The organism is Citrobacter sp. Cpo065, from assembly GCF_030332805.1.
GTDB lineage: Bacteria > Pseudomonadota > Gammaproteobacteria > Enterobacterales > Enterobacteriaceae > Citrobacter > Citrobacter portucalensis.
In genome coordinates this window covers 130,954-153,752 of the sequence record NZ_JAOWHC010000034.1, presented here as the reverse complement: position 1 = coordinate 153,752, position 22,799 = coordinate 130,954, and the positions used below count along the sequence as shown (strand labels likewise).

General features: G+C 50.9%; 22 protein-coding genes and 1 other RNA gene. 9 read left to right on the top strand and 14 right to left on the bottom strand.

Annotated features, from left to right (window positions below; genetic code table 11):
* Positions 1-6 precede the first annotated feature (6 nt).
* From OGY68_RS16870 to OGY68_RS16860, 3 genes are read right to left on the bottom strand one after another with little or no spacing between them, the layout of a single operon-like run.
* Complete coding sequence (locus tag OGY68_RS16870; RefSeq protein ID WP_057067865.1) at positions 7-819, bottom strand: MetQ/NlpA family ABC transporter substrate-binding protein; 813 nt, start codon at positions 817-819, stop codon at positions 7-9.
* Positions 820-840: 21 nt separating this feature from the next.
* Positions 841-1,509: a methionine ABC transporter permease gene (locus OGY68_RS16865; protein WP_048214308.1), complete on the bottom strand. Its 669-nt coding sequence runs from the start codon at positions 1,507-1,509 to the stop codon at positions 841-843.
* Entirely contained in the window at positions 1,502-2,524 is a 1,023-nt protein-coding gene (locus OGY68_RS16860; RefSeq protein ID WP_032943213.1) for a methionine ABC transporter ATP-binding protein, read from the bottom strand. Before OGY68_RS16860 ends, OGY68_RS16865 begins: the two co-directional genes overlap by 8 nt.
* A 374-nt stretch (positions 2,525-2,898) precedes the next feature.
* Here OGY68_RS16860 and ynhH point away from each other — a divergent pair, with 374 nt between their 5' ends.
* The 3 genes from ynhH to lpp all read left to right on the top strand — a co-directional run bounded on the left by ynhH (position 2,899) and on the right by lpp (position 5,059).
* On the top strand, positions 2,899-3,093 hold the full coding sequence (gene ynhH, locus OGY68_RS16855) for a protein YnhH (protein ID WP_244293978.1): 195 nt from the start codon (positions 2,899-2,901) through the stop codon (positions 3,091-3,093).
* 7 nt (positions 3,094-3,100) lie between these two features.
* Positions 3,101-4,513: a pyruvate kinase PykF gene (gene pykF / locus OGY68_RS16850; RefSeq protein ID WP_003029366.1), complete on the top strand. Its 1,413-nt coding sequence runs from the start codon at positions 3,101-3,103 to the stop codon at positions 4,511-4,513.
* A 309-nt stretch (positions 4,514-4,822) separates the two neighbouring features.
* A complete protein-coding gene (gene lpp / locus OGY68_RS16845) occupies positions 4,823-5,059 on the top strand; it encodes a murein lipoprotein Lpp (protein ID WP_003029373.1) in 237 nt (78 codons plus the stop codon).
* 67 nt (positions 5,060-5,126) lie between these two features.
* On the opposite strand, the gene ldtE is transcribed toward lpp, so the two are convergent.
* The 8 genes from ldtE to OGY68_RS16805 all read right to left on the bottom strand — a co-directional run bounded on the left by ldtE (position 5,127) and on the right by OGY68_RS16805 (position 13,138).
* The gene (ldtE, locus tag OGY68_RS16840; RefSeq protein WP_008784610.1) at positions 5,127-6,131 is read right to left on the bottom strand and encodes a L,D-transpeptidase LdtE; all 1,005 of its coding nucleotides are present in this window, start codon (positions 6,129-6,131) and stop codon (positions 5,127-5,129) included.
* A gap of 123 nt (positions 6,132-6,254) precedes the next feature.
* Complete coding sequence (gene sufE / locus OGY68_RS16835) at positions 6,255-6,671, bottom strand: cysteine desulfuration protein SufE (protein WP_003832654.1); 417 nt, start codon at positions 6,669-6,671, stop codon at positions 6,255-6,257.
* A gap of 12 nt (positions 6,672-6,683) precedes the next feature.
* The gene (gene sufS / locus OGY68_RS16830; RefSeq protein WP_008784609.1) at positions 6,684-7,904 is read right to left on the bottom strand and encodes a cysteine desulfurase SufS; all 1,221 of its coding nucleotides are present in this window, start codon (positions 7,902-7,904) and stop codon (positions 6,684-6,686) included.
* Complete coding sequence (sufD, locus tag OGY68_RS16825; RefSeq protein WP_057067860.1) at positions 7,901-9,172, bottom strand: Fe-S cluster assembly protein SufD; 1,272 nt, start codon at positions 9,170-9,172, stop codon at positions 7,901-7,903. The genes sufS and sufD overlap by 4 nt, the downstream gene beginning before the upstream one ends.
* Positions 9,147-9,893, bottom strand: coding sequence for a Fe-S cluster assembly ATPase SufC (gene sufC / locus OGY68_RS16820; protein WP_003832649.1), 747 nt, complete (start codon positions 9,891-9,893; stop codon positions 9,147-9,149). The genes sufD and sufC overlap by 26 nt, the downstream gene beginning before the upstream one ends.
* 16 nt (positions 9,894-9,909) lie before the next feature.
* Positions 9,910-11,397 (bottom strand): Fe-S cluster assembly protein SufB, encoded by a 1,488-nt coding sequence (gene sufB / locus OGY68_RS16815; RefSeq protein WP_020996440.1) that lies wholly within the window; start codon positions 11,395-11,397, stop codon positions 9,910-9,912.
* A gap of 8 nt (positions 11,398-11,405) precedes the next feature.
* Positions 11,406-11,774 (bottom strand): Fe-S cluster assembly scaffold SufA, encoded by a 369-nt coding sequence (gene sufA / locus OGY68_RS16810; protein ID WP_003832645.1) that lies wholly within the window; start codon positions 11,772-11,774, stop codon positions 11,406-11,408.
* Between the two features lie 488 nt (positions 11,775-12,262).
* Positions 12,263-13,138, bottom strand: coding sequence for a LysR family transcriptional regulator (locus OGY68_RS16805; RefSeq protein WP_057067859.1), 876 nt, complete (start codon positions 13,136-13,138; stop codon positions 12,263-12,265).
* Between the two features lie 121 nt (positions 13,139-13,259).
* On the opposite strand from OGY68_RS16805, the gene OGY68_RS16800 reads away from it, so the two are divergent.
* A complete protein-coding gene (locus OGY68_RS16800) occupies positions 13,260-14,111 on the top strand; it encodes a Vmh family MBL fold metallo-hydrolase (protein ID WP_286617275.1) in 852 nt (283 codons plus the stop codon).
* A 67-nt stretch (positions 14,112-14,178) separates the two neighbouring features.
* Here the strand turns inward: OGY68_RS16800 and OGY68_RS16795 are convergent, their stop codons facing one another.
* The 3 genes from OGY68_RS16795 to ydiJ all read right to left on the bottom strand — a co-directional run bounded on the left by OGY68_RS16795 (position 14,179) and on the right by ydiJ (position 17,908).
* Positions 14,179-14,367: a YdiH family protein gene (locus OGY68_RS16795; RefSeq protein WP_003030540.1), complete on the bottom strand. Its 189-nt coding sequence runs from the start codon at positions 14,365-14,367 to the stop codon at positions 14,179-14,181.
* Between the two features lie 77 nt (positions 14,368-14,444).
* Positions 14,445-14,855, bottom strand: coding sequence for a 1,4-dihydroxy-2-naphthoyl-CoA hydrolase (menI, locus tag OGY68_RS16790; protein WP_008784603.1), 411 nt, complete (start codon positions 14,853-14,855; stop codon positions 14,445-14,447).
* Positions 14,852-17,908 carry a D-2-hydroxyglutarate dehydrogenase YdiJ gene (ydiJ, locus tag OGY68_RS16785; protein ID WP_057067855.1) on the bottom strand — a complete coding sequence of 1,019 codons (3,057 nt, stop codon included), beginning with the start codon at positions 17,906-17,908 and terminating at the stop codon, positions 14,852-14,854. The genes menI and ydiJ overlap by 4 nt, the downstream gene beginning before the upstream one ends.
* A gap of 213 nt (positions 17,909-18,121) precedes the next feature.
* On the opposite strand from ydiJ, the gene ydiK reads away from it, so the two are divergent.
* The 5 genes from ydiK to OGY68_RS16760 all read left to right on the top strand — a co-directional run bounded on the left by ydiK (position 18,122) and on the right by OGY68_RS16760 (position 22,781).
* On the top strand, positions 18,122-19,231 hold the full coding sequence (gene ydiK, locus OGY68_RS16780) for an AI-2E family transporter YdiK (protein WP_003832632.1): 1,110 nt from the start codon (positions 18,122-18,124) through the stop codon (positions 19,229-19,231).
* A gap of 183 nt (positions 19,232-19,414) precedes the next feature.
* Positions 19,415-19,522, top strand: an RNA gene (gene rprA, locus OGY68_RS16775) — antisense sRNA RprA.
* Positions 19,523-19,679: 157 nt separating this feature from the next.
* Positions 19,680-20,036: a YdiL family protein gene (locus OGY68_RS16770; protein WP_008784601.1), complete on the top strand. Its 357-nt coding sequence runs from the start codon at positions 19,680-19,682 to the stop codon at positions 20,034-20,036.
* Between the two features lie 48 nt (positions 20,037-20,084).
* The gene (locus OGY68_RS16765) at positions 20,085-21,305 is read left to right on the top strand and encodes an MFS transporter (protein ID WP_057067852.1); all 1,221 of its coding nucleotides are present in this window, start codon (positions 20,085-20,087) and stop codon (positions 21,303-21,305) included.
* 240 nt (positions 21,306-21,545) lie between these two features.
* Entirely contained in the window at positions 21,546-22,781 is a 1,236-nt protein-coding gene (locus OGY68_RS16760; protein ID WP_057067849.1) for an MFS transporter, read from the top strand.
* Positions 22,782-22,799 lie beyond the last annotated feature (18 nt).

Genomic DNA, 22,799 nt, shown 5'->3' with positions numbered 1-22,799 from the left:
AGCAGATTAGTTGTTTACCGGGATCACCGCACCTTTATATTTAGTACGGATCCAGTCCTGGATCTCTTTTGAATGCAGGACATCAACCAGCGCTACGATATCCTTTTTCTTCTCGTCGCCACGATGCACGGTAATGATGTTGGCATACGGGTTGTTTTCACCACTTTCAACAGCAATAGGATCTTTCACTGGATCCAGCCCGGCGTCGATGGCGTAGTTGGCGTTAATCACCACCGCATCGCCTTCGTCGTTGTTATACATCTGCGGTAACAGCGCGGCTTCCACGTTTGGCAGGAACTTCAGCTTTTTCGGGTTTTCGACGATATCGCTAATGCGCGCAGTTACTTTATCCACGCCCGGCTTCAGCTTGATCACCCCCTCTTTTTCGAAAATCGACAGAATACGGCCTTCCTCAGATACCGCATCACGCATGATGACTTTGCCGCCTTCCGGCAGATCTTTAAGTGATTTCACTTTTTTCGAATAGATACCAATCGGCTCAATGTGAATCGCTCCGGCGCTGACGAAGTCATACGTTTTATCGCCTGCATGGTCTTTAATCACGCTGTTCAGGTACGGAATATGCTGGAAGTAGTTGGCGTCAATCCCACGGCCAGCCAGCGCAGTGTTCGGCAGAATGTAATCCTGGAACGGTTTAATCTCCAGATCGATCCCCTGCTTCGCCAGAATCGGTTTGGCCTGTTCAAGGATCTCCGCATGCGGCACGTTAGACGCGCCAACGGTCAGAGTATCAGCCCAGGAGGCAAAGCTCAGGGCGCTTAAGGTTGCTGCGGCGAGTAACGTCAGTGATTTTTTCATGATTATGGTTTCCGTATTTTATTAGCGTTTATCTAACAGAGAGGTGATCACATCGCCGCAAAGCTGGATGATGAAGACAATGAGCAAAATCGTCACCGTCGCCACCAGCGTGACGTCGCTGTGGTTGCGCTGGAATCCTTCCAGATAGGCCAAATTCCCTAAACCACCGGCACCAATTACCCCTGCCATCGCGCTGTAGCTCACCAGCGCAATTAGCGTCACGGTGATCCCGGACACCAGAGCAGGAGATGATTCCGGCAGTAAAACTCGAAAAATAAGTGTGCTCAGTCGTGCGCCCATTGAACGCGTCGCTTCAATAACGCCTTTATCCACTTCACGCAGAGCGATTTCGACCAGACGCGCATAAAACGGCGCTGCCCCCACGATCAGCGCAGGCAACGCGGCATTGGCGCCGAGAATGGTGCCTACCATCGCTTTGGTAAACGGGATCAGCAGCACGATCAAAATGATGAATGGGATCGAACGAAAGATATTCACCACCAGCGAAATAGCGCTATATACCGCGCGATTAGGGAACAATCCGCCGCGCGCGGTCAGGAACAATGCCAGACCAAGCGCGATGCCCAGAATAAAGGTCGCCGCCCCCGAAAGAGCTGTCATATACAGCGTTTCCTGGGTTGCCGCTAACAGTTGATCCCACTTCAGATGGGGAAACAGTTCTTCAGCCATGTTGAATCACCTCGCCTTCAATGTCGCTCTGGCGCAGGTCGGCCAAAATATTGTTCAATTGTTCCTCAGAGGCCACCACGTGCACCCAGAGTTGCCCAAACACGCCGTGTGCGGTTTGCGTCATCTTGCCGTGCAAGATGTTGAACGGCAGGCCATAGCGCAGGGTCAATTCCCCAACCACAGGCCGATGGGTACGTTGCCCGGTAAAGGTTAATTTGATAACCACCCCACCCAACTCGCTTGCCAGCTGCGGATTAAACTCGTCTTCTTCGGTGTACTGGCTCACCTGACGAACAAACTGTCGGGTAATAGGCTGCTGAGGATGGGTAAAGACGCTGAGCACATCACCTTCCTCAACGACCTTGCCGTTTTCCATTACCGCGACGCGATCGCAGATTTTGCGTACCACGTGCATTTCATGAGTGATCAGCACAATGGTCAATTTGAAGCGACGGTTTATATCGAGGAGTAAATCGAGGATCTGATCGGTAGTTTGCGGATCCAGCGCCGAGGTGGCTTCGTCACACAGCAGGACATCTGGATTGTTCGCCAGCGCGCGAGCAATTCCTACACGCTGTTTTTGCCCACCGCTGAGCTGGGAAGGATACGCATTTTCACGACCGCTCAGCCCAACCAGCGTAATCAGTTCAGCAACCCGCGTTTTGATGGACGCTTTGGACGCACCGGCGATTTGCATAGAGAACGCAATGTTTTCGCTAACGGTCCGCGACCACAGCAAATTGAAGTGTTGAAACACCATGCTGATTTTCAGTCGCGCCTGGCGTAACGATTCCCCACTGGCGGCCGAGATATCGTGGCCGTTAATCGTCACGCTGCCGGAGGTCGGTTTTTCGAGACCATTGAGCAAACGAATTAAGGTGCTTTTACCTGCCCCGCTGTAACCAATAATGCCGTAAATCTGCCCCTGTTCAACCGTCAGGTTGACGTTATCGACAGCGGTGATGGCAAGCCTGCCTGGCGTAAACACTTTCGAAATATTTTTCAGGACAATCATGTCGTTTGGGTATCCGCTGCTGCTTATTGTTCTTCTGCTAGCGCTTTTGGCTGTTTAGCAGTATGGATGTCCAAACGAGTGTAATCAGTGGAATTGGCTTTTAAAATGAATTAAAACGCATTTGATATAACTTTTAGAAATATAGTACTGCATCGACGTCAACGGCATAAAACGTAGTCATCGAGATGTTAAATGCAGTTTGTTGCGCAACAAATCGCAAGCCCAATAGCCTCTTTATCCATACCGATGAACAAATTAATGAATAATTTTTGTAAAACTGCACAGAAGTGTTTTGAAACGCTGTTTCCATTTTCCTTTTTGATAATTTTCAGCGTATAATGCGCGCCAATTGTCTCTTGAATGGTTTCAGCACATTGACCTGTAAAACTCAACGACTACAGAACTCACCATCCCGTTGGGCTGAAACACAAGCACACATTCCTCTGCACGCTTTTTCGATGTCACCTATCCTTAGAGCGAGGCATCACAACTTTCGTAACTCAGGTTTAGCTTCCCATCCGTGCGCGATGGGAGCCAGATTTCCATATCCTTCTCAACTTAAAGACTAAGACTGTCATGAAAAAGACGAAAATTGTTTGCACCATCGGTCCGAAAACCGAATCCGAAGAGATGTTAACCAAAATGCTGGACGCGGGCATGAACGTCATGCGTCTGAACTTCTCCCACGGCGACTATGCAGAACACGGTCAGCGCATCAAGAATTTGCGCAACGTCATGAGCAAAACCGGCAAAAAAGCCGCAATCCTGCTCGACACCAAAGGTCCTGAAATCCGTACCATCAAACTGGAAGGAGGTAACGACGTTTCCCTGAAAGCGGGCCAGACCTTCACCTTCACCACCGACAAATCTGTCGTAGGCAACAACGAAATCGTTGCTGTAACTTACGAAGGCTTCACTAAAGATCTGTCTGTCGGCAACACCGTTCTGGTTGATGATGGTCTGATCGGCATGGAAGTTACCGCCATCGAAGGTAACAAAGTTATCTGTAAAGTGCTGAACAACGGCGACCTGGGCGAAAACAAAGGCGTTAACCTGCCGGGCGTTTCCATCGCGCTGCCAGCACTGGCTGAAAAAGACAAACAAGACCTGATCTTCGGTTGCGAGCAAGGCGTTGACTTCGTTGCAGCGTCCTTTATCCGTAAACGTTCTGACGTCGTTGAAATCCGTGAGCACCTGAAAGCGCACGGCGGCGAAAACATCCAGATCATCTCCAAAATCGAAAACCAGGAAGGCCTGAACAACTTCGACGAAATCCTCGAAGCGTCTGACGGCATCATGGTTGCGCGTGGCGATATGGGCGTTGAGATCCCGGTTGAAGAAGTTATCTTCGCGCAGAAGATGATCATCGAAAAATGTATCCGTGCACGTAAAGTCGTTATCACTGCGACCCAGATGCTGGACTCCATGATCAAAAACCCGCGTCCGACCCGCGCTGAAGCCGGTGACGTAGCGAACGCCATCCTCGACGGTACCGACGCAGTAATGCTGTCTGGCGAGTCTGCAAAAGGTAAATACCCGCTGGAAGCCGTTACCATCATGGCGACCATCTGTGAGCGTACTGACCGTGTGATGACCAGCCGTCTGGACTTCAACAACGACAGCCGCAAACTGCGCATCACCGAAGCCGTTTGCCGTGGCGCGGTTGAAACTGCTGAAAAACTGGACGCGCCGCTGATCGTCGTCGCAACCCAGGGTGGTAAATCCGCTCGCGCAGTACGTAAATACTTCCCGGATGCCACCATCCTGGCGCTGACCACCAACGAAACTACCGCGCGTCAGCTGGTGCTGAGCAAAGGCGTTGTTGCACAGGTGGTTAAAGAAATCAGCTCTACCGATGATTTCTATCGTCTGGGTAAAGAAGTCGCTCTGGAAAGCGGCCTGGCTCAAAAAGGTGACGTTGTGGTTATGGTTTCTGGTGCACTGGTTCCGAGCGGCACCACCAACACCGCATCCGTTCACGTGCTGTAATAATTCCATCGCGAATTAATTTGCTAAAAAAAGCGCCCTGGTGGCGCTTTTTTTATTTTATCGATAGCCACAATTAATAAAAAATCAAATCGGATTTCACTATCTAATCCGTGATTATCTAAGATGAATCCGATGGAAGCTTTCTGTTTTCACTCGGGTTTTTAGCCGTTTTTGCACAATTCGATGCTTCTTTGAGCGAACGATCAAAAATAAGTGCATTCCCATCAAAAAAATATTCTCAACATAAAAAAGTTTGTGTAATACTTGTAACGCTACATGGAGATTAACTCAATCTAGAGGGTATTAATAATGAATCGTACTAAACTGGTACTGGGCGCGGTAATCCTGGGTTCTACTCTGCTGGCAGGTTGCTCCAGCAACGCTAAAATCGATCAGCTGTCTTCTGACGTTCAGACTCTGAACGCTAAAGTTGACCAGCTGAGCAACGACGTGAACGCAATGCGTTCCGACGTTCAGGCTGCTAAAGATGACGCAGCTCGCGCTAACCAGCGTCTGGACAACGCAGCTACTAAATACCGCAAGTAATAGTATCTGTGTAATAAAAATGGCGCACATTGTGCGCCATTTTTTTGCTCTGAATTCCCCTTCCCTGTTATTGTGTAGCGCGCACCTCAGCATCTCCTCCCGGCACGCCATTTTGCGCAGACTTCACTTCTGGCCCATTGCTCGCGACCGATGCTTGCCCGGCAGTGACGGTGACTGGATAACCTGCGCGACGATACAACGCCCTTTCCACCAGACTGTTATCCACCGCTTTATTATCTTTAAACTGGGTGAAACCGGCTGGCAGCACATACGGCATGGTCTGGACGTTTTGCTCCTCTTCCGGCGACAGCGGTCGATGCACTTCGACATACCTCATTCCGTTCGGCTCAATCGAATATTTTATCGGCTCATTAATCACCTTGACCGGCGTGCCTGTGCGGACCTGAGCAAACAGTGCTTTAATGTCCGGCGCGTTCATGCGAATACAACCAGAACTCACACGCAGGCCCACGCTGTCCGGCGCGCTGGTGCCATGGATCAGATACTCACCGTTTCCATGCGCCAGACGCAGTGCAAAGCGTCCTAACGGGTTATTTGGCCCAGCAGGTACAACAGGCGGTAATGTGATGCCGCGCTCCAGAGAGCGTTTACGGATGCCTGGTGTAGGGGTCCAGGTAGGATTCGGGATTTTCTGCCCAACCCGGGTTTCCATTACCGGCGTTTCCAGCCCCTGCAAACCGATACCAATTGGGAATACCTGAACAATATTCTCTCCTGGCGGGAAGTAATACAGACGCAGTTCCGCCAGATTCACAATAATGCCTTCGCGTGGTGCATCCGGCAGCAGTAATTGTGAGGGAATAGTAATCAGGGTTCCGGGTTTAGGTACGGGGGCAATAGTATTGTTGGCTTCAAGGATCAGCATGGCAGCGGTATCAAACTTACGGGCTATCGCCTGTAGGTTTTTATCGCCTTCCTGCACGGTGTAGGTTTGGTTTTGCCCAACAAGGCGGCTGTTCGCCTGGGGCAAAGGATAATCGACCGCCCATGCGGCCTGAATAGCGCTGTAAGCGCCGATTAGCATTAACGTAATAACAGACGCGCGTTTCATACTCACTCACCCCCCTGGCGTTCTTGCCGGACGGCGGCGAGCGCCCAATCCGGCTTACGAGTCACTGCGTTGCCTTACACGAACGCTTTCAAGTCGGTCTGAAAGTTAACGTGTTTTATCAGTTTAGCTAAGAGTTGCGGCTTTGGCGCGAATAGCCCGAATCATCGCCTCCAGCCCTTGTGAACGAGACGGCGTGAGGTGCTGTGCGAGCGCCATTTTTTCAAACCACGGACGCACATCAAAATTCACAATATCCTGGGCCGTCATGCGATCATACAAAATGAATACCACGGCAATAAGTCCTTTCACAATTGCCGCATCACTGTCGCCCTGTAATTCAATAATCCCTTCGCCATTCTGGTTCATAACAATCCATACCTGACTTTGACATCCCTGGATGCTATTTTCCGGGCAGCGTAAGTCGTCGTTTAATTCCGGCAAACGCTGACCCAGCTCAATAATGTACAGGTATTTCTCTTCCCAATTAGCGCAACGCAGAAAATTACGCAACAACTTTTCTTTATCCGGTAGCGCAGCCATAACGCCTCCCTGTTAGCCCAGTAAATGATGAATACGCTTGAGGCCCGTTACCAGGCGATCCACTTCTTCATGGGTGTTGTACATTGCAATCGACGCCCGACACATAGCAGGAACGTTATAGTAGGCCATCAGCGGCATAGCGCAGTGATGCCCCGTCCGCACGGCTATTCCATAGTTATCAAGAAAACTGCCGACGTCAAAGGCGTGATGTTTACCAAGGTTAAATGCAATCACACCCAGGCGGTTATCCGGTCCGTAGAGTGTCAAATCCGGCACATCCGCGAGCTGCTCCAACGCATAGCGCATCATGAACTGTTCATATTCGCTGATTTCAGTAAGCCCCAGTGCTGAAACATACTCAATAGCCGCGCCGAGTCCGATAATACCTCCGGTGTTTGGCGTTCCGGCTTCAAAACGCCAAGGGGCTTTAGCCCACGTTGTTCCCTGACTCAAACTCACCGTCGCAATCATTGAACCACCGCCTTCCCAGGGTGGCATCTCCTGCAACAGCGACTCTCTGGCATACAGAACGCCAATACCGGTTGGTCCATAAAGTTTATGCCCGGAGAAAACATAAAAATCGCAATCCAGTGCCTGGACATCCACCTGATGATGCATCACCGCCTGCGCGCCATCCACCAACACTTTTGCGCCGTATTGATGCGCCAGCTCAATCATTTCCGATAACGGGTTCTCGGTACCCAACACGTTAGAAACGTGGGTAATCGCCAGCAGTTGCGTACGATCGTCAAACAGCGTCGGCAGCGTCTCCAGCTGCAACGTACCATCGGCATTGAGCGGAATAACGCGCAGCTCTGCCCCTACGCGGGCACACAGCATCTGCCAGGGCACAATATTGGCGTGGTGCTCCATTTCGCTGATGATAATGTTATCGCCCGCTCGCACATTGCTGCTGCCCCAGCTGTTCGCCACCAGATTGATGCCTTCCGTCGTACCACGAACAAACACCAGCTCTTCCGCTGAGCGGGCGTTAATAAACAACGAGGCAAGCTTGCGCACATTTTCCATTTTTTCCGTGGCCTGGGCGCTCAGCGTATGAATACCGCGGTGGACCGCCGCATAGCCGTGACGATAAAACTCGGCCTCGGCATCAATCACCTGATTGGGTTTTTGCGCGCTGGCAGCGCTGTCCAGATACGCCAACGGTAAACCGTTCACTTCACGCGTCAGGACCGGAAAGTCAGCCCGTACTTTTTCAATGGGAAATGTCATGCTGCGCCTCCCGGCAAGCGTTGGGCGATCCGCGCCAGTACCTGTTGTTTCAGCGTTTCATCGCCCAGGGCTTCCGTCAGCTCAGCGGCAAACGCATAGAGAATCATGTGTTGAGCATCCTGCTGGCCGATCCCTCGCGAACGCAGATAGAACATCTGCTCGTCGTCGATCCGTCCTACCGTCGCCCCGTGGCTGCATTTCACATCGTCGGCGTAGATTTCGAGCTGTGGCTTGGTATCCACCTCCGCCAGCTTTCCGAGCAACAAATTATTGTTGGTCATCTGACCGTCGGTTTTGATGGCGTGCTGGGCGACGTTGATCAGACCATTGAAGACCGCTCGTCCCTTATCGCTGACAATCGTTTTATGCAGCTGGCGACTGTTGCAATACCCTTTGTTGTGCTCAAGCCAGGTCCGTGTATCACAGACTTCATTTTTCACCGGCATCGCCAGACTGTTCAGCCGAAGCGTGGTGTTTTCACCGTCAAGCTGCGTACTGGTGTTATGGCGCAATACCGCATCACCAAGCAAGAAACTGTGGCTAACGGCAGTAGCATCCGCGCCCAATTGAATGTCATTATGCGCAAAGTGGTGACTAAACGGATTTTCGAACGCCAGTTTGATATGGCGCAAATGGGCGTTTGCCGCGACGTTCATCGTTAAGCGTGCGCCGGTGAAATGGCGACGCTCGCTGAGGCTGGCATAGTGTTCAATAACGGTGGCTTCTGCGCCTTCCGCTAGCTCCAGATGGTGGCGATAGTGCGCCGTATTCACCTCATCGCCCGCCAGCCCCTGGGTTATGTGCAGCAGCAGCAGCGGTTTCGCGGGGCGCTGGTTACGCTTCACCTGAATGTGCGTTACGCTACGGGACAGGCTTTCGGTAAGGTGCAAAAACACTTCCGGTTGGATAGCCTCTGGCAGCGCCTGGCGCGCATCGTCAATGGTAATGTCAAAACCGCTACCGTCTGTACTGTCGCTGAGCGTCGGAGAGAATTGCCCGTCAACAAACACCAGTCGTACAGCATCAATTGTCGGCGACAACGCTGCACATTGGGCTGACGTTATCTCAGCGACATGACTGACAAACTGGCTGTTGGTTAATCCCTCCAGCGGCGTGTATTTCCAGTCCTCATGCTTCCGCGTTGGCAGCCCCAGACGCAGCATCTGTTGCAAGTGCTGCTGCGCATGGTGTGAGCGTGTCTCCCCTTGCGTCTCAAACAGATGGTGCCACTGTTGCAGCACGTTACTGCTGTTCGCTAAGCCAGCCATAACCTTGCTCCTCCAGTTGTTTGACCAGCGTAAAATCGCCGGACTTCACAATTCGCCCCTGGTAGAGAACGTGAACAAAATCGGGTTTGATATAGTCCAGGATGCGCTGATAGTGAGTGACGATAATGAATGAGCGTTTCCCGTCACGCAGCGAGTTCACGCCATCCGCAACGATTTTCAGCGCATCAATATCCAGCCCAGAGTCTGACTCATCAAGAATGCACAACTGAGGCTCCAGCACGGCCATTTGCAGAATGTCATTACGTTTTTTCTCACCGCCGGAGAAACCGACGTTTACCGAGCGCGTGAGCAAATCTTCCGGCATCTTCAGCAGCGCTATTTTCTCTTCCATCAGATCCTGGAAGTCGAATCGATCCAGCGACTCTTCGCCACGGTAACTTCGCACCGCATTCAGCGCCGTTTGCAGGAAAAACTGGTTACTGACGCCAGGGATTTCCACCGGATACTGGAATGCCATGAAGATCCCTTCACCGGCCCGGTCTTCCGGCGACAGTTCCAGTAAATCTTTGCCGTTGAACTCTACCGTCCCGCCAGTGACGTCGTAGTCTTCCCGCCCAGCGAGAGTTGCAGAAAGCGTACTTTTCCCCGAACCGTTTGGTCCCATAATGGCGTGAACTTCTCCGGGGCGAACCTCAAGGCTCAACCCACGCAGGATCGCCTTATCTTCCACACTGACCTGTAAATCTTTGATGCTTAACATGTGCTTTCCTTAAAATTTAACCGACGCTGTGCTCAAGACTTATGGCGAGAAGTTTTTGCGCTTCCACGGCAAACTCCAGCGGCAGTTCAGAGAACACGTCTTTACAGAAACCATTCACGATCATCGAAATGGCGTCCTCTTCACTGATGCCGCGCTGCAGGCAGTAAAACAACTGGTCTTCACCAATACGCGACGTGGTGGCTTCATGTTCAAGCTGGGCGCTATTGTTACGACACTCCACATACGGGAAGGTGTGTGCCCCACAATCCGCACCGATCAACATCGAGTCGCATTGGGTATAGTTGCGGGCGTTAGTAGCGGTCGGCATGATTTTCACTAAGCCGCGATAACTGTTCTGGCTGTGTCCGGCGGAGATCCCTTTCGAGATAATGGTCGATTTGGTGTTTTTGCCAATGTGGATCATTTTGGTGCCGGTATCGGCCTGCTGATGTCCACTGGTCAGCGCGACGGAGTAGAATTCGCCGATCGAGTTGTCGCCACGCAAAATGCAGCTTGGGTATTTCCAGGTAATGGCCGAGCCGGTTTCCGACTGCGTCCACGACATTTTGCTGTTTTCGCCTTCGCAGAGTGCGCGCTTGGTGACGAAATTCAAAATACCGCCCGTATTGCCATCGCCGGGAAACCAGTTTTGCACCGTGGAGTATTTCACTTCGGCATCTTTGTGGATGATGACTTCCACCACCGCCGCGTGTAGTTGGTAACTGTCGCGCACCGGGGCTGAACAGCCTTCGATATAGCTGACGTAGCTGCCCTCATCCGCAACCAGAATGGTGCGTTCAAACTGCCCGGTTTTTTCCGCATTGATACGGAAATAGGTCGACAGCTCCATTGGGCAACGTACGCCTTTCGGTACATAAATAAACGTGCCGTCAGATGCCACCGCCGCATTCAGCGCGGCAAAGAAATTGTCATTGCCAGGGACAACCGTGCCCAGGTACTGTTTTACCAGCTCAGGATGATCGTGAATGGCCTCACCGAACGAACAGAAAATAATGCCCTGTTCCGCCAGTTTGTCGCGATAGGTGGTCGCTACCGATACCGAGTCGAAAATGGCATCAACCGCAACTTCTTTGCCTTCACGTACCGGCACGCCAAGCTGTTCGAATGCGTCCTCAACCTCTTTGCTTAAAAATGCATTCGCGCCCGTTTGCTGTACCGCTCCCGGTTCAGACGCACAGGTTTCATCGCAGTTACCGCAGGAAGGTGCGGAGTAATAGCTGTACTCCTGATAATTCAGTTTGTCGTAATGCGCTTTAAGCCAGTGTGGTTCTTCCATGGTCAGCCACGCTTTAAAGGCATTCAGGCGAAATTCCAGCATCCAGTCGGGTTCATTTCGTTTTGCCGAAATCGCGCGCACGACATCTTCATTGATCCCTTTTGCCAGCTCATCGGTTTGCAGTTGGGTGAAGAAGCCCTCTTTGTAATTAAGGTGCCCGCCAGCCCAGGTGTTGACATCGTCAGTTGCTTCAGTATTACGAGACATAGTACCGCCTATACCCCAAAACTTTCGCCACAGCCGCATTCGTTCTGGGCTTTCGGGTTATGAAATTTAAATAACTGGTTTAATCCTTCGCGAACGAAATCGACTTCTGTGCCGTCAATGAACGGCATCGCCTGCAACGGCACATAAAGTCTGGCGCCCTCCGTTTCAAACAGCAGATCGTCTTTTTCGGGTTGGCGGACGGTATCCAGCACGTAACCGAATCCCGCGCACCCTGTTTGCTTCACGCCTAAACGCACACCCAACATGTCAGGTTGCTTTGCCACCAGTTCACGGATATGCGCCGCAGCCGCTGGCGTTAACGTCAGCCCACGCCAGGCAAAATCGTCCGGGTTAAATGTTCCTGAATGCAATTCCATAGAGTTACCTCGAGTCACTAGCTTTTAAGCTATAACACCATGTTAGTGATAATGATTATCACTTCAACCCCTCAACAGCAGGGGCATTCGGGTTAATCGCCCTTTTTGGCTACTTTTAATAAGCATAGACCCTGCAGCGAGGGTTTACAGGGATGGATTATTTTGTTCAATGCATTGATTAATAATGGATTATGAAAATCCAATCGTTCAGTCAGGTCAAATGACAAAAGATGTATAGAAAATGTCTATTTAAGGGATAGGTGGGGATGAAGGTAGGGAAAAACAATTCAAATAATAAACAAACAACGAAAAACCCTTAAGTCTGCTTGCTGGCAGGCTTAAGGGTTCCGGCCCCATCCGGCGCTTATCTCCGGCACTCATATTGGCTTAGCTCTTGAAGGGGCGATAAGAAGAATCTCATACACCGATTAGTTTTTTTTAACACTAATTGCGGTTTGACTATTTTATAAACGCGTTCAATCACATATTTAACGCTGTGCTTCACTGAGCGTGTCCAGCAGCAGGCGTAGCCCTGCGGGTTGATGTTCACGCGAAAGGTATAAACCATAAATCGGCAGGCACTTAGGTTGAAGTTCTGGCAGTAATCGAATTAGCTTTCCCTGCTCCAGCCCTTCCTGCGCCTCCAGCTCTGGTACCAACGCAATCCCCATTCCGGCCACCGCCGACTCGCAGAGCAGCGAAGAGATCCCTGCACTCAAATTCCCTTTGATTGCAACGGAGACAGGCTGCCCCTGAGGATCCAAAAAGTGCCAGGATTGTCCGGCAAAACCGCTGTAGTACAGGCAATTGTGCCGTGTGAGATCGTCGATTGTCTCAGGCGTGCCATGTTGATGCAGATAATCTGCAGACGCGCAAAGCACCGATTTACAGTCGCCCAACCGACGGGCAATAGTCCCTGGCTCTGGATTATCCGTTATGCGGATCGCCACATCGATGCGTTCCCCCACAAGGCTTACCGGTTGATTATTGATCTCCACCTCAATACGTAATTGCGGATATTGCGCCATAAACGTCGGCAGAACCGGAGCAAGAATATGCATCGCGGTAAAATGGGCGCAGGCTACACGTAGCGTGCCGGAGGGAATTTGCGCGGCACTGGCGGCACCAATATCCAGCGAAAGTTGCGCCAGAGAACGTGTTTTCACTAATGCCTCTTCACCCGCTGGCGTGATCGTCAAGCGACGCGATGAGCGATGGATAAGCCTTGCGCCTGCCCATTTTTCCATCTCGTCGAGATAACGACTGACCATCGGACGGGAAAGCCCCAACGCACGCGCGGCTGCGCTCAGGCTACCCAAATCACAGATATGGTTGAATACCGTTGCCGCCATCACTCTGTCCATTGTTCCCATCCGATCGTTTTATGAAACTCAGCATGTCCTAATGAGGGAATTCTAACAGATCCGAATATCCTTAAAATACGGGAACTATCAAAAGACAATTTCCTGCACAAGGTTACCTGGTATGAAAGTTAAAACTCTGGCCCTGCTGTTACCTCTGTTTGCGTCTTCAGCTTTCGCCGCGCCGCTACAGCTGGACGTCTATAATCCACAGGATAAGGCTATTTTCCCGGTTTCTTCGACGCTGGTGTCTGGCCCAAAAGAGGCGATTTTGTTTGACGCCCAGTTCAGTACCAAAGATGGTGAACAACTGGTGCAAATGATTCGCGCCAGCGGTAAAACGCTGAAGGCTATTGTGATCACCTCCGGCGATCCCGATTTCTATTTTGGTCTGGAGCCCATCGTTAAGGCCTTCCCACAGGTAAAAGTCCTGGCAACGCCGCAGGTGGTAGACCATATCCGCGCCACCAAAGAGGCCAAGCTGCAGTTCTGGGGCCCGCAAATGAAGGACGGCGCACCAACATCGCTCACCGTTCCGCAGGCGACTACGCAAACGCAGTTCACGGTTGATGACGAAACGCTGGAACTGCGTCACGCCAACGATTATGCAGCGTATATCTGGATCCCGGCGAATCGAGCCATTATTGGCGGCACAGGCGTGGCTTCAGGTATTCACGTCTGGACGGCGGATACACAGTCTGAACAACAACGTAGTGCATGGCGTAGCGTACTGAGCGAAATACAGAGCTTACAGCCCACTCAGGTGGTCCCGGGTCATTACATTGGCGACCGCCCAACCGGTGATAAAGCTATTCGCTTCACCCAGGACTATTTGCAGTCGTTTGAGCAGGCGATAGGGGCGAAGAAAGGATCGGACTATGTGATTAAAACCATGACGGCAGCATGGCCAGGCCTTGCAGACGTAAGCTCGCTGGAACTAAGTGCGAAGGTTAACAGCGGCGAGATGAAGTGGTAATGAAGATTTAAGGCAAAAAATAACCCCGAACGCGTGTCGGGGTTTCGTTACGATAAGCATACCGGAATCAATGAACGCCCATGCGCCAGGCAAAATAGATCTCTTCTTTCAGTTCAGTGGAAGAGAGCGCCAACAGATCTGCAAACTCCAGCTCAAGCTGTTTCAGCCTTTTCAGGTACTGAGCCGGTGAAAGATCGGTTTTATCACGACGTAAAAATTCTATTGCCAGTTGGGCAGGGTCTAATTGGGTAGACATATCATCCTCGCTTGTGTTCAAAACCTGCACAGTATAACACCATTCCCTGTGCAGATAATGACCAAAAGCAATATGCATCACAAAATTGCGGTCGTCAGACGCGACGTGCAGCACAATCGACCCTGCTCATCGAAGATTTCTATTTGCCACACCTGGTGACGAGAACCTGTATGTAACGCGCGACATACACCCCTGACGAGCCCTTCCCGTGCAGAACGGATATGGTTGGCGTTGATCTCCAGGCCCACCACTTTCTGCTCACCCTGAGTACACAAGTAGCCAGCTACCGAACCAATGCTTTCCGCCAGCACCACGGATGCGCCGCCGTGCAACAACCCAAAGGGTTGTTTGGTGCGATGGTCCACTGGCATCGTAGCTTCCAGCGTATCGTCGCCAATGTGCACAAAACGAATATCGAGCAACCCAACCATATTTCCTTCACCCATGGCATTGAGAGCCTCGAGTGTGACTTCACGTTTCCAGATCATCCTATAATCTCCAGCAGTGCCTGTAATGGGTGGCGAACGCCCGTACCTTCAACGCGTTTAACCTGGCTGCGACAGGAGTACCCTGTAGCCAGACAACGGTTACGTGGCAATCGTTGCATTGCCTGGTGCCATGATAACTCATAGATCCCCAATGAGTTTTGGTGATTCTTCACTTCGTGACCGTAAGTGCCCGCCATACCACAGCACCCCACGCTGACGTTCTCCAGCTTTGCGCCAAAGCGAGCAAAAATAGCCGCCCATTGTGCAGGCGCGCCCGGTAAAGCCGTCACTTCGGTACAGTGCCCAAAGAAGTACCACGGTTCACCGCCAACAGCGACTGACTGCTGTGTTTCCACAGCTTTTGATAACCATTCGTTGGCCAGCAGCACATGGAAATCACCCCGCTGTTCTCCCAGCACCAGCTTGTATTCATCGCGATAACAAAGCACCAGCGCCGGATCAACACCCACCATCGGAATATTCAGCTTCGCTACCCGGTTAAGAAACTCGGATGTCTTTTTCGCCGTTTTGGCAAAACGGTTTAAAAAGCCTTTAATGTGCTGCGCCTTGCCATTTGGCGAAAACGGCAGCAGTACCGGCTGCATACCCAGTTTTTCTACCAGACGTATAAAATCAGCGACCACCTGCGCATCGTAATAGCTGGTGAAAGGGTCTTGTACCACCAGCACCGTACGGGCTTTTTGCTCGAGGCTGAGTAATTCGAGCTGTTCCAGCGTCATATTGGCGGAACGATGCCCCACAAGTTGGCGTTGCAGCGACGGCGCAGACAATAGCGGTAAATCAACCATTCCAATGTGCTTTTTAGCCAGATTTCGCACCAGCGGCTGATTGATGAAGAAGTTAAACGTTTTAGGCGCCCGCGCCATTAGCGGTGCATAGCTCTCAACGGTCGCCACCATATGATCGCGCAACGGGCGCAGATAACGCGTGTGGTACAGTTGCAGGAAGCGTGAGCGGAACTCCGGCACATCAATTTTAATCGGACACTGTGTGGAACAGGCTTTACACGCCAGGCACCCTGACATCGCCTCTTTTACTTCGTGCGAGAAATCGTATTCGCCCTTGCGTGCATGCCAGCTGTTGCGGGTACGGGTAATCAGCGTGCGTAAACTGGCGCGTTTCTCCGGTAGCTCTTTTTCCAGTTGCACAGGATCGATCCCGCGATCGGCCAACAGACGCAGCCACTCACGTACCAGCGTAGCTCGCCCTTTCGGAGAATGGATACGGTTAAGGCTGATTTTCATCGACGGACACATGGGGCTTTTCGCATCGAAGTTAAAGCATAACCCGTTGCCATTACACTCCATTGCCCCACGCCACTCCTGGCGTACGGCCAGCGGGATTTGACGGTCATACGTTCCGCGTTTCACCGCGTCCACTTTCATCATCGGCGCATCAACGTCTTCCGGTGGACAGATTTTGCCGGGGTTGAGCCGGTTTTGCGGATCAAACACCGATTTCACTTTGCGCAGTTCACGATACAGTTCATCACCGAAAAACGCCGGACTGTATTCCGCACGGAAACCTTTCCCGTGCTCACCCCACAACAGACCGCCATATTTTGCCGTCAGCGCGACGACATCATCAGAAATGCGTTTCATCAGCACTTCCTGCTGCGGGTCGCACATATCCAAAGCCGGCCTGACGTGCAGCACGCCAGCATCCACGTGGCCGAACATGCCGTAACTCAGACCATGGCTGTCGAGCAGCGCGCGAAACTCGGCAATATAGTCAGCCAGATGCTCCGGAGGAACGCAGGTATCCTCGGCGAACGGAATTGGCTTCGCGGAACCTTTTGCATTGCCCAGCAGACCGACAGCCTTTTTGCGCATGGCGTAAATTCGTTCGACGCCCGCCAGTTCGGTACATAGCTGCCAGCCAATAACGCCCGCTTCCTGGCGAGCGATTAACCCATCCAGGCGTTCGCAGAGTGCGCTGACCTGCGAATTAATCAAGGTTTCGTCGTCACCGGCAAACTCGACAATATTCAGGCCCAGCATCTCTTTATCCGCGACATCGGTAATCAGTTCGCTTACCGAGTGCCAGACGATGTCTTCACGCGCCAGATTGAGTACTTTGGAGTCGACGGTTTCTACCGACAATGCGCGCGCTTCCACCATCACCGGCGCGTTACGCAACGCCGAATCAAACGAATCGTACTTAACGTTAACCAACTGTCTGACTTTGGGCAGTGGCGTGATATCAAGGCGGGCTTCGGTGATAAACGCCAGCGTACCTTCAGAGCCGGTAAGAATGCGGGTTAAATCAAATTCGGTCATCTCATCGTTAAAGACGTGCCGCAGATCGTAACCCGTCAGGAAGCGATTAAGTTTCGGGAATTTATCCATGATCAGCTGTCGGTTATCACGACAACGCTCATAAACGGTCTTATAGATTCGGCCAATCGTGGTATTGCTTTTACCCAGCATTTCGGCAAGCTCGACCGGCATGGGCTGGGTATCCAGAATATCACCGCCCATCAGCACCGCACGGATGCCCAACACATGATCGGAAGTTTTACCGTAAACCAACGATCCTTGCCCGGACGCATCGGTGTTGATCATCCCGCCGAGCGTTGCCCGGTTACTGGTGGATAATTCGGGGGCAAAGAAATAGCCATATGGCTTCAGAAACTGGTTGAGCTGGTCTTTTATCACCCCGGCTTCTACCCGCACCCAACCTTCTTGCGGGTTGATTTCAATAATGCGGCTCATATAGCGGGACATATCAACAATAATGCCCTGGTTCAGCGCCTGACCGTTAGTCCCGGTGCCGCCGCCGCGCGGGGTAAAAATCAACGACGAGAATAGCGGTTCTGCCGCCAGACGGGCGATTAGCGCCACATCTGCGGTTGAACGAGGGAAAACGACAGCATCAGGAAGCAGCTGATAAATACTGTTATCCGTCGACATTGTCAGACGATCGGCATAGCTCGTTGCCGTATCACCCGTGAATCCTTGCTGCTCCAGCGCCTGCAAAAAATTGAGCACCAGCTGAACGACACCTGGCGCCTGAGAAATTTGTGGAATCATTATAGTGACCCTTTCCTGCGGTCTGTGTTGTGAATTTAATCGTTTGCGTGTTGCTTTGTTTGTTGTATCACATTTTTTTCTAATACGCTCAGCAGATTTACAGGCAGAATCCGCCTGTTCAAAACCGCTGAAATTGCTCATCATTATAGAGTGTGATTAACGTGTTCACGTCGCGTCAACGTTCTGGCGCAAAGACAAAGGTGAAAAGTATTTATGGTAAATTTCCGTCAGCCCAGGGATATTGCACAAGTGCTGCTATCGGTGCTGTTTTTAGCCATCCTGATCGTGGCCTGTCTCTGGATTGTTCAGCCCTTTATCCTCGGTTTTGCCTGGGCAGGTACGATTGTCATTGCGACCTGGCCTATCCTGCTACGCTTACAAAAATTGCTCTGGGGACGTCGTTCACTTGCCGTACTGGTGATGACGCTGTTGTTGGTGTTGTTGTTCATCATCCCCATCGCGCTGCTGGTTAACAGTATCGTCGATGGCAGCGGGCCGCTGATCCATGCCGTAACCGCAGGTGATATGACGCTACCGGATCTGGCTTGGTTGAACAGCATTCCACTGGTGGGTGCCAAAATGTATGGCGCATGGCACAGTTTACTGGATATGGGCGGTTCGGCCATTATGGCCAAGGTTCGTCCTTATATCGGTACCACCACCACCTGGTTTGTCGGTCAGGCCGCGCATATCGGCCGCTTTATGATGCACTGTGGTCTGATGCTGCTGTTCAGTGCCCTGTTGTACTGGCGCGGTGAACAGGTCGCATTAGGTATTCGTCACTTCGCTTGCCGTCTTGCCTCAAAACGTGGCGATGCTGCCATTCTGCTGGCAGCACAAGCCATTCGCGCAGTCGCATTAGGCGTTGTGGTCACCGCTCTGGTGCAGGCAGTGCTCGGGGGTATTGGTCTGGCGGTAACCGGCGTGCCTTACGCCACGCTGCTGGCGGTATTGATGATCCTGTCTTGTCTGGTGCAACTGGGGCCGTTGCCGGTGCTGATTCCGGCCATTATCTGGCTATACTGGACGGGGGATTCCACCTGGGGCACCGTGCTGTTGGTGTGGAGCGGCGTGGTCGGAACACTGGATAACGTGATTCGACCGATGCTGATTCGTATGGGTGCCGATTTGCCACTGATCCTGATTCTCTCCGGGGTCATCGGCGGACTGATTGCCTTCGGCATGATTGGTCTGTTTATCGGTCCAGTAGTGCTGGCCGTTTCCTGGCGTCTGTTTTCCGCCTGGGTAAACGAAGCCCCTGCGCCAGGTACCAATCCGGATGAAATCCTCGAAGAAATTGCTGAAATCGAACGCAATAAGTAATCCAACATCAGGCGGCAGCGCCGCCTGATTGTTTAACAATACTAATCAATCCTCCCTCTTGCGGGATTAGACCCAACCTCGCCCTTCTTTAAATAATCATTTGTGTCGCAAATTCTTTACAGTTTTTAAACTATTGAGATGAATCTGATCGACGTAAAAAATCACTATGCCTACTATTAGCCCATGGCTTTAGATCAACACATTGATTTATAAGCATGGAAATCCCCTGAGTGAAACAACGAATTGCTGTGTGTAGTCTTTGCCCAACTCCCACGTTGGGCTTTTTTTTGTCCTTCGCGCGCCACTCCACCAACCTTAACGCACCAACACATTATCTTCCCCGTCAAGGAACAAATAATATTGCACAAAATACTGTGACTCTCTTCAAGCAGAAATATCCACAGCAATGTTATTACTATTCCACCGTCTTTTATGAAGTGACCAAATAATGAACGCATTAGAACTACAGGCGATCCGCCATATTTTTGCTATGACGGTGGAAGAAAGCGCCAGGTATATCGCGCGCGATAACAATGTTGCCGCCTGGCAGCAATGGGAAAAGGGTGAAAGAGAAATTCCAGAAGACATCATCCGCATTTGTTCAGAAATGAAAGCAAGGAGGAAGTTAAGAATTAATGCAATTATCGACAAAATAAATAATCGTATCGGTAATAACACCATGCGTTTTTTCCCCGATCTGAACGCTTTTCAGGCGGTTTATCACCACGATGGTTTTCTCGACTGGAAAATCTATCAGTCGGCTGCTGTTGAACTCTATGCTCACGATCTTGAGCGTATGTGTTAAGAGATTGCAACGCCTTACCTATTTAGCCTCTTCGCTGAGTAACACATTATGAAAAACACCTATTTCTCCACTGCGATAGGGCTGTACCTAAATTACCTTGTGCACGGTATGGGGGTCATTCTGATGAGCCTCAATATGTCTTCGCTGGAACAACAGTGGCAAACCAATGCTGCGGGCGTCTCGATTGTTATTTCCTCACTCGGCATCGGCCGCTTAAGCGTTTTATTAGTGGCAGGGATGCTTTCCGATCGCTACGGTCGCAGACCATTTATTATCCTTGGTATGACCTGCTACCTGATTTTCTTTATTGGCATCATCAATACTCACAGTATTTTTCTTGCCTATGCTTTTGGTTTTTTAGCAGGAATGGCAAACAGTTTTCTCGATGCCGGAACCTATCCCAGCCTGATGGAGGCATTCCCCCGCTCCCCCAGCACAGCCAATATTTTGATAAAAGCCTTCGTCTCCAGCGGTCAGTTCCTGCTGCCAATGATCATCAGCCTGCTGGTGTGGAGCGAACTTTGGTTTGGCTGGTCCTTCCTGCTGGCGGCTGCCGTTATGATACTCAACGGCGTGTTTTTGTTTCGCTGTCGGTTTCCGCCACACCCCGGGACTCATATCGTCATCCGGGCACAACCTGCTGAACGAGAAACCGCACAACCTAAACATCGTTGCTCCCTGCTCGACCTTGCCAGTTACACCCTATACGGCTACATCGCAATGGCAACATTTTACCTGGTAAGCCAGTGGCTGGCGCAATACGGACAGTTTGTCGCAGGAATGTCCTATACGTTATCTATCAAACTGTTAAGCATTTATACCTGCGGCTCTCTACTGTGCGTGCTGATCACCGCCCCGCTGGCGCGAAAAGCAGAACGCGCGACATCGATGCTGATGCTGTATACGTTTATCTCATTTGTCGCATTGCTGATGGTTTGTCTGCATCCGACACCCTACGTGGTCATTATCTTTGCGTTTGTCATCGGTTTTTCTTCCGCAGGGGGCGTTGTGCAAATCGGTTTAACGCTCATGGCCGCACGCTTTCCGCATGCGAAGGGTAAAGCGACCGGGATTTACTATAGCGCGGGCAGCATTGCGACCTTCACCATTCCATTGATAACAGCAAAACTCTCAGAAACCAGTATTGCTCACATCATGTGGTTTGATACTGGCATAGCTGCTGTTGGGTTCCTGTTGGCGTTATTTATTGGTTATCGCAGCCACATCGCGTCAAAGCATCAGCTAAAAATGATACAAGCCGTAGAATAGCGTGGATGCAATATTGTTCCCCCCTTCTGCAAAATAATTGGCATATGTTTTAAAACATCAACAAAACACCGGCTGGCAGAGTTCAATTTCACAGTGTGTTATGCAATATACCTGGTAACTTAAACGCCATGCTATGTAGGTTCTGTGGCTGCCGCCCGGTATATTAATTACAAGGTCGCCGCAATTTAAACAATATCGACGAGCACAGAACAATTTTAAAATCCGCAAGGAGTTGTGAAAATGTCTCAAAGCAAGACCTTTAATACGCCATTTCTTTTGGCGATAACCTGTATTTATTTAAGTTATTTCCTACACGGCATTAGCGTCATTACACTGGCGCAAAATATGACCTCTCTTGCAGAAAAGTTTTCCACCGACAATGCAGGAATTGCCTATTTGATTTCAGGCATTGGTCTGGGACGACTGGTGAGCATATTATTCTTTGGCGTGCTCTCAGATAAATTTGGTCGTCGGGCTATCATTCTGTTAGGGGCTATTCTTTATATACTGTTCTTCTTCGGTATTCCCGCCAGCCCTAATCTGATGATTGCCTTTATTCTGGCCGTTTGCGTTGGCGTGGCAAACTCGGCACTGGATACCGGTGGGTACCCGGCGTTAATGGAATGCTTCCCTAAAGCCTCTGGCTCAGCCGTTATCCTGGTGAAAGCTATGGTCTCGTTTGGGCAGATGATCTACCCCATCGTCGTCAGTACCATGCTGCTCAACCATATCTGGTACGGTTATGCGGTCATTATCCCGGGAGCGTTGTTTGTAGTCATTACCCTGATGCTGCTAAAAAGTCGTTTCCCCAGCCAGATGGTGGATGCCGGCATCGCGAAAGATCTGCCACAGATGAACAGTAAACCGTTGGTCTGGCTGGAAGGTGTGGCATCCGTCATGTTTGGTGTTGCTGCCTTTTCGACTTTTTACGTCATCGTGGTCTGGATGCCGAAATATGCGATGGCCTTTGCTGACATGGCAGAATCCGACGCATTGAAAACAATCTCTTACTACAGTATGGGGTCGTTGGTCTGCGTATTTATCTTTGCCGCACTGTTGAAAAAATGGGTACGACCTATTTGGGCAAACGTATTTAACGCCGGACTGGCAACCATCACCGCAGCCATGATCTATTTATACCCATCTCCGCTGGTATGTAACGCCGGTTCATTTCTCATTGGATTCTCTGCCGCTGGCGGTATTTTACAGCTCGGTGTCTCGGTGATGTCAGAGTTCTTTCCCAAGAGCAAAGCCAAAGTCACCAGTATTTATATGATGATGGGTGGCGTAGCCAACTTTATTATCCCATTAATCACCGGATACCTCTCTAACATTGGTCTGCAATACATTATTTTGCTGGACCTTGCATTTGCTCTGTTGGCTTTTGTCACCGCCATCATCGTCTTTATTCGTTACTACCGCGTATTTGATATCCCCAAAAATGATGTGCGGTTGGGCGAGCGTTATTTTCAATAAATTGTTTAGAAGGAGTAT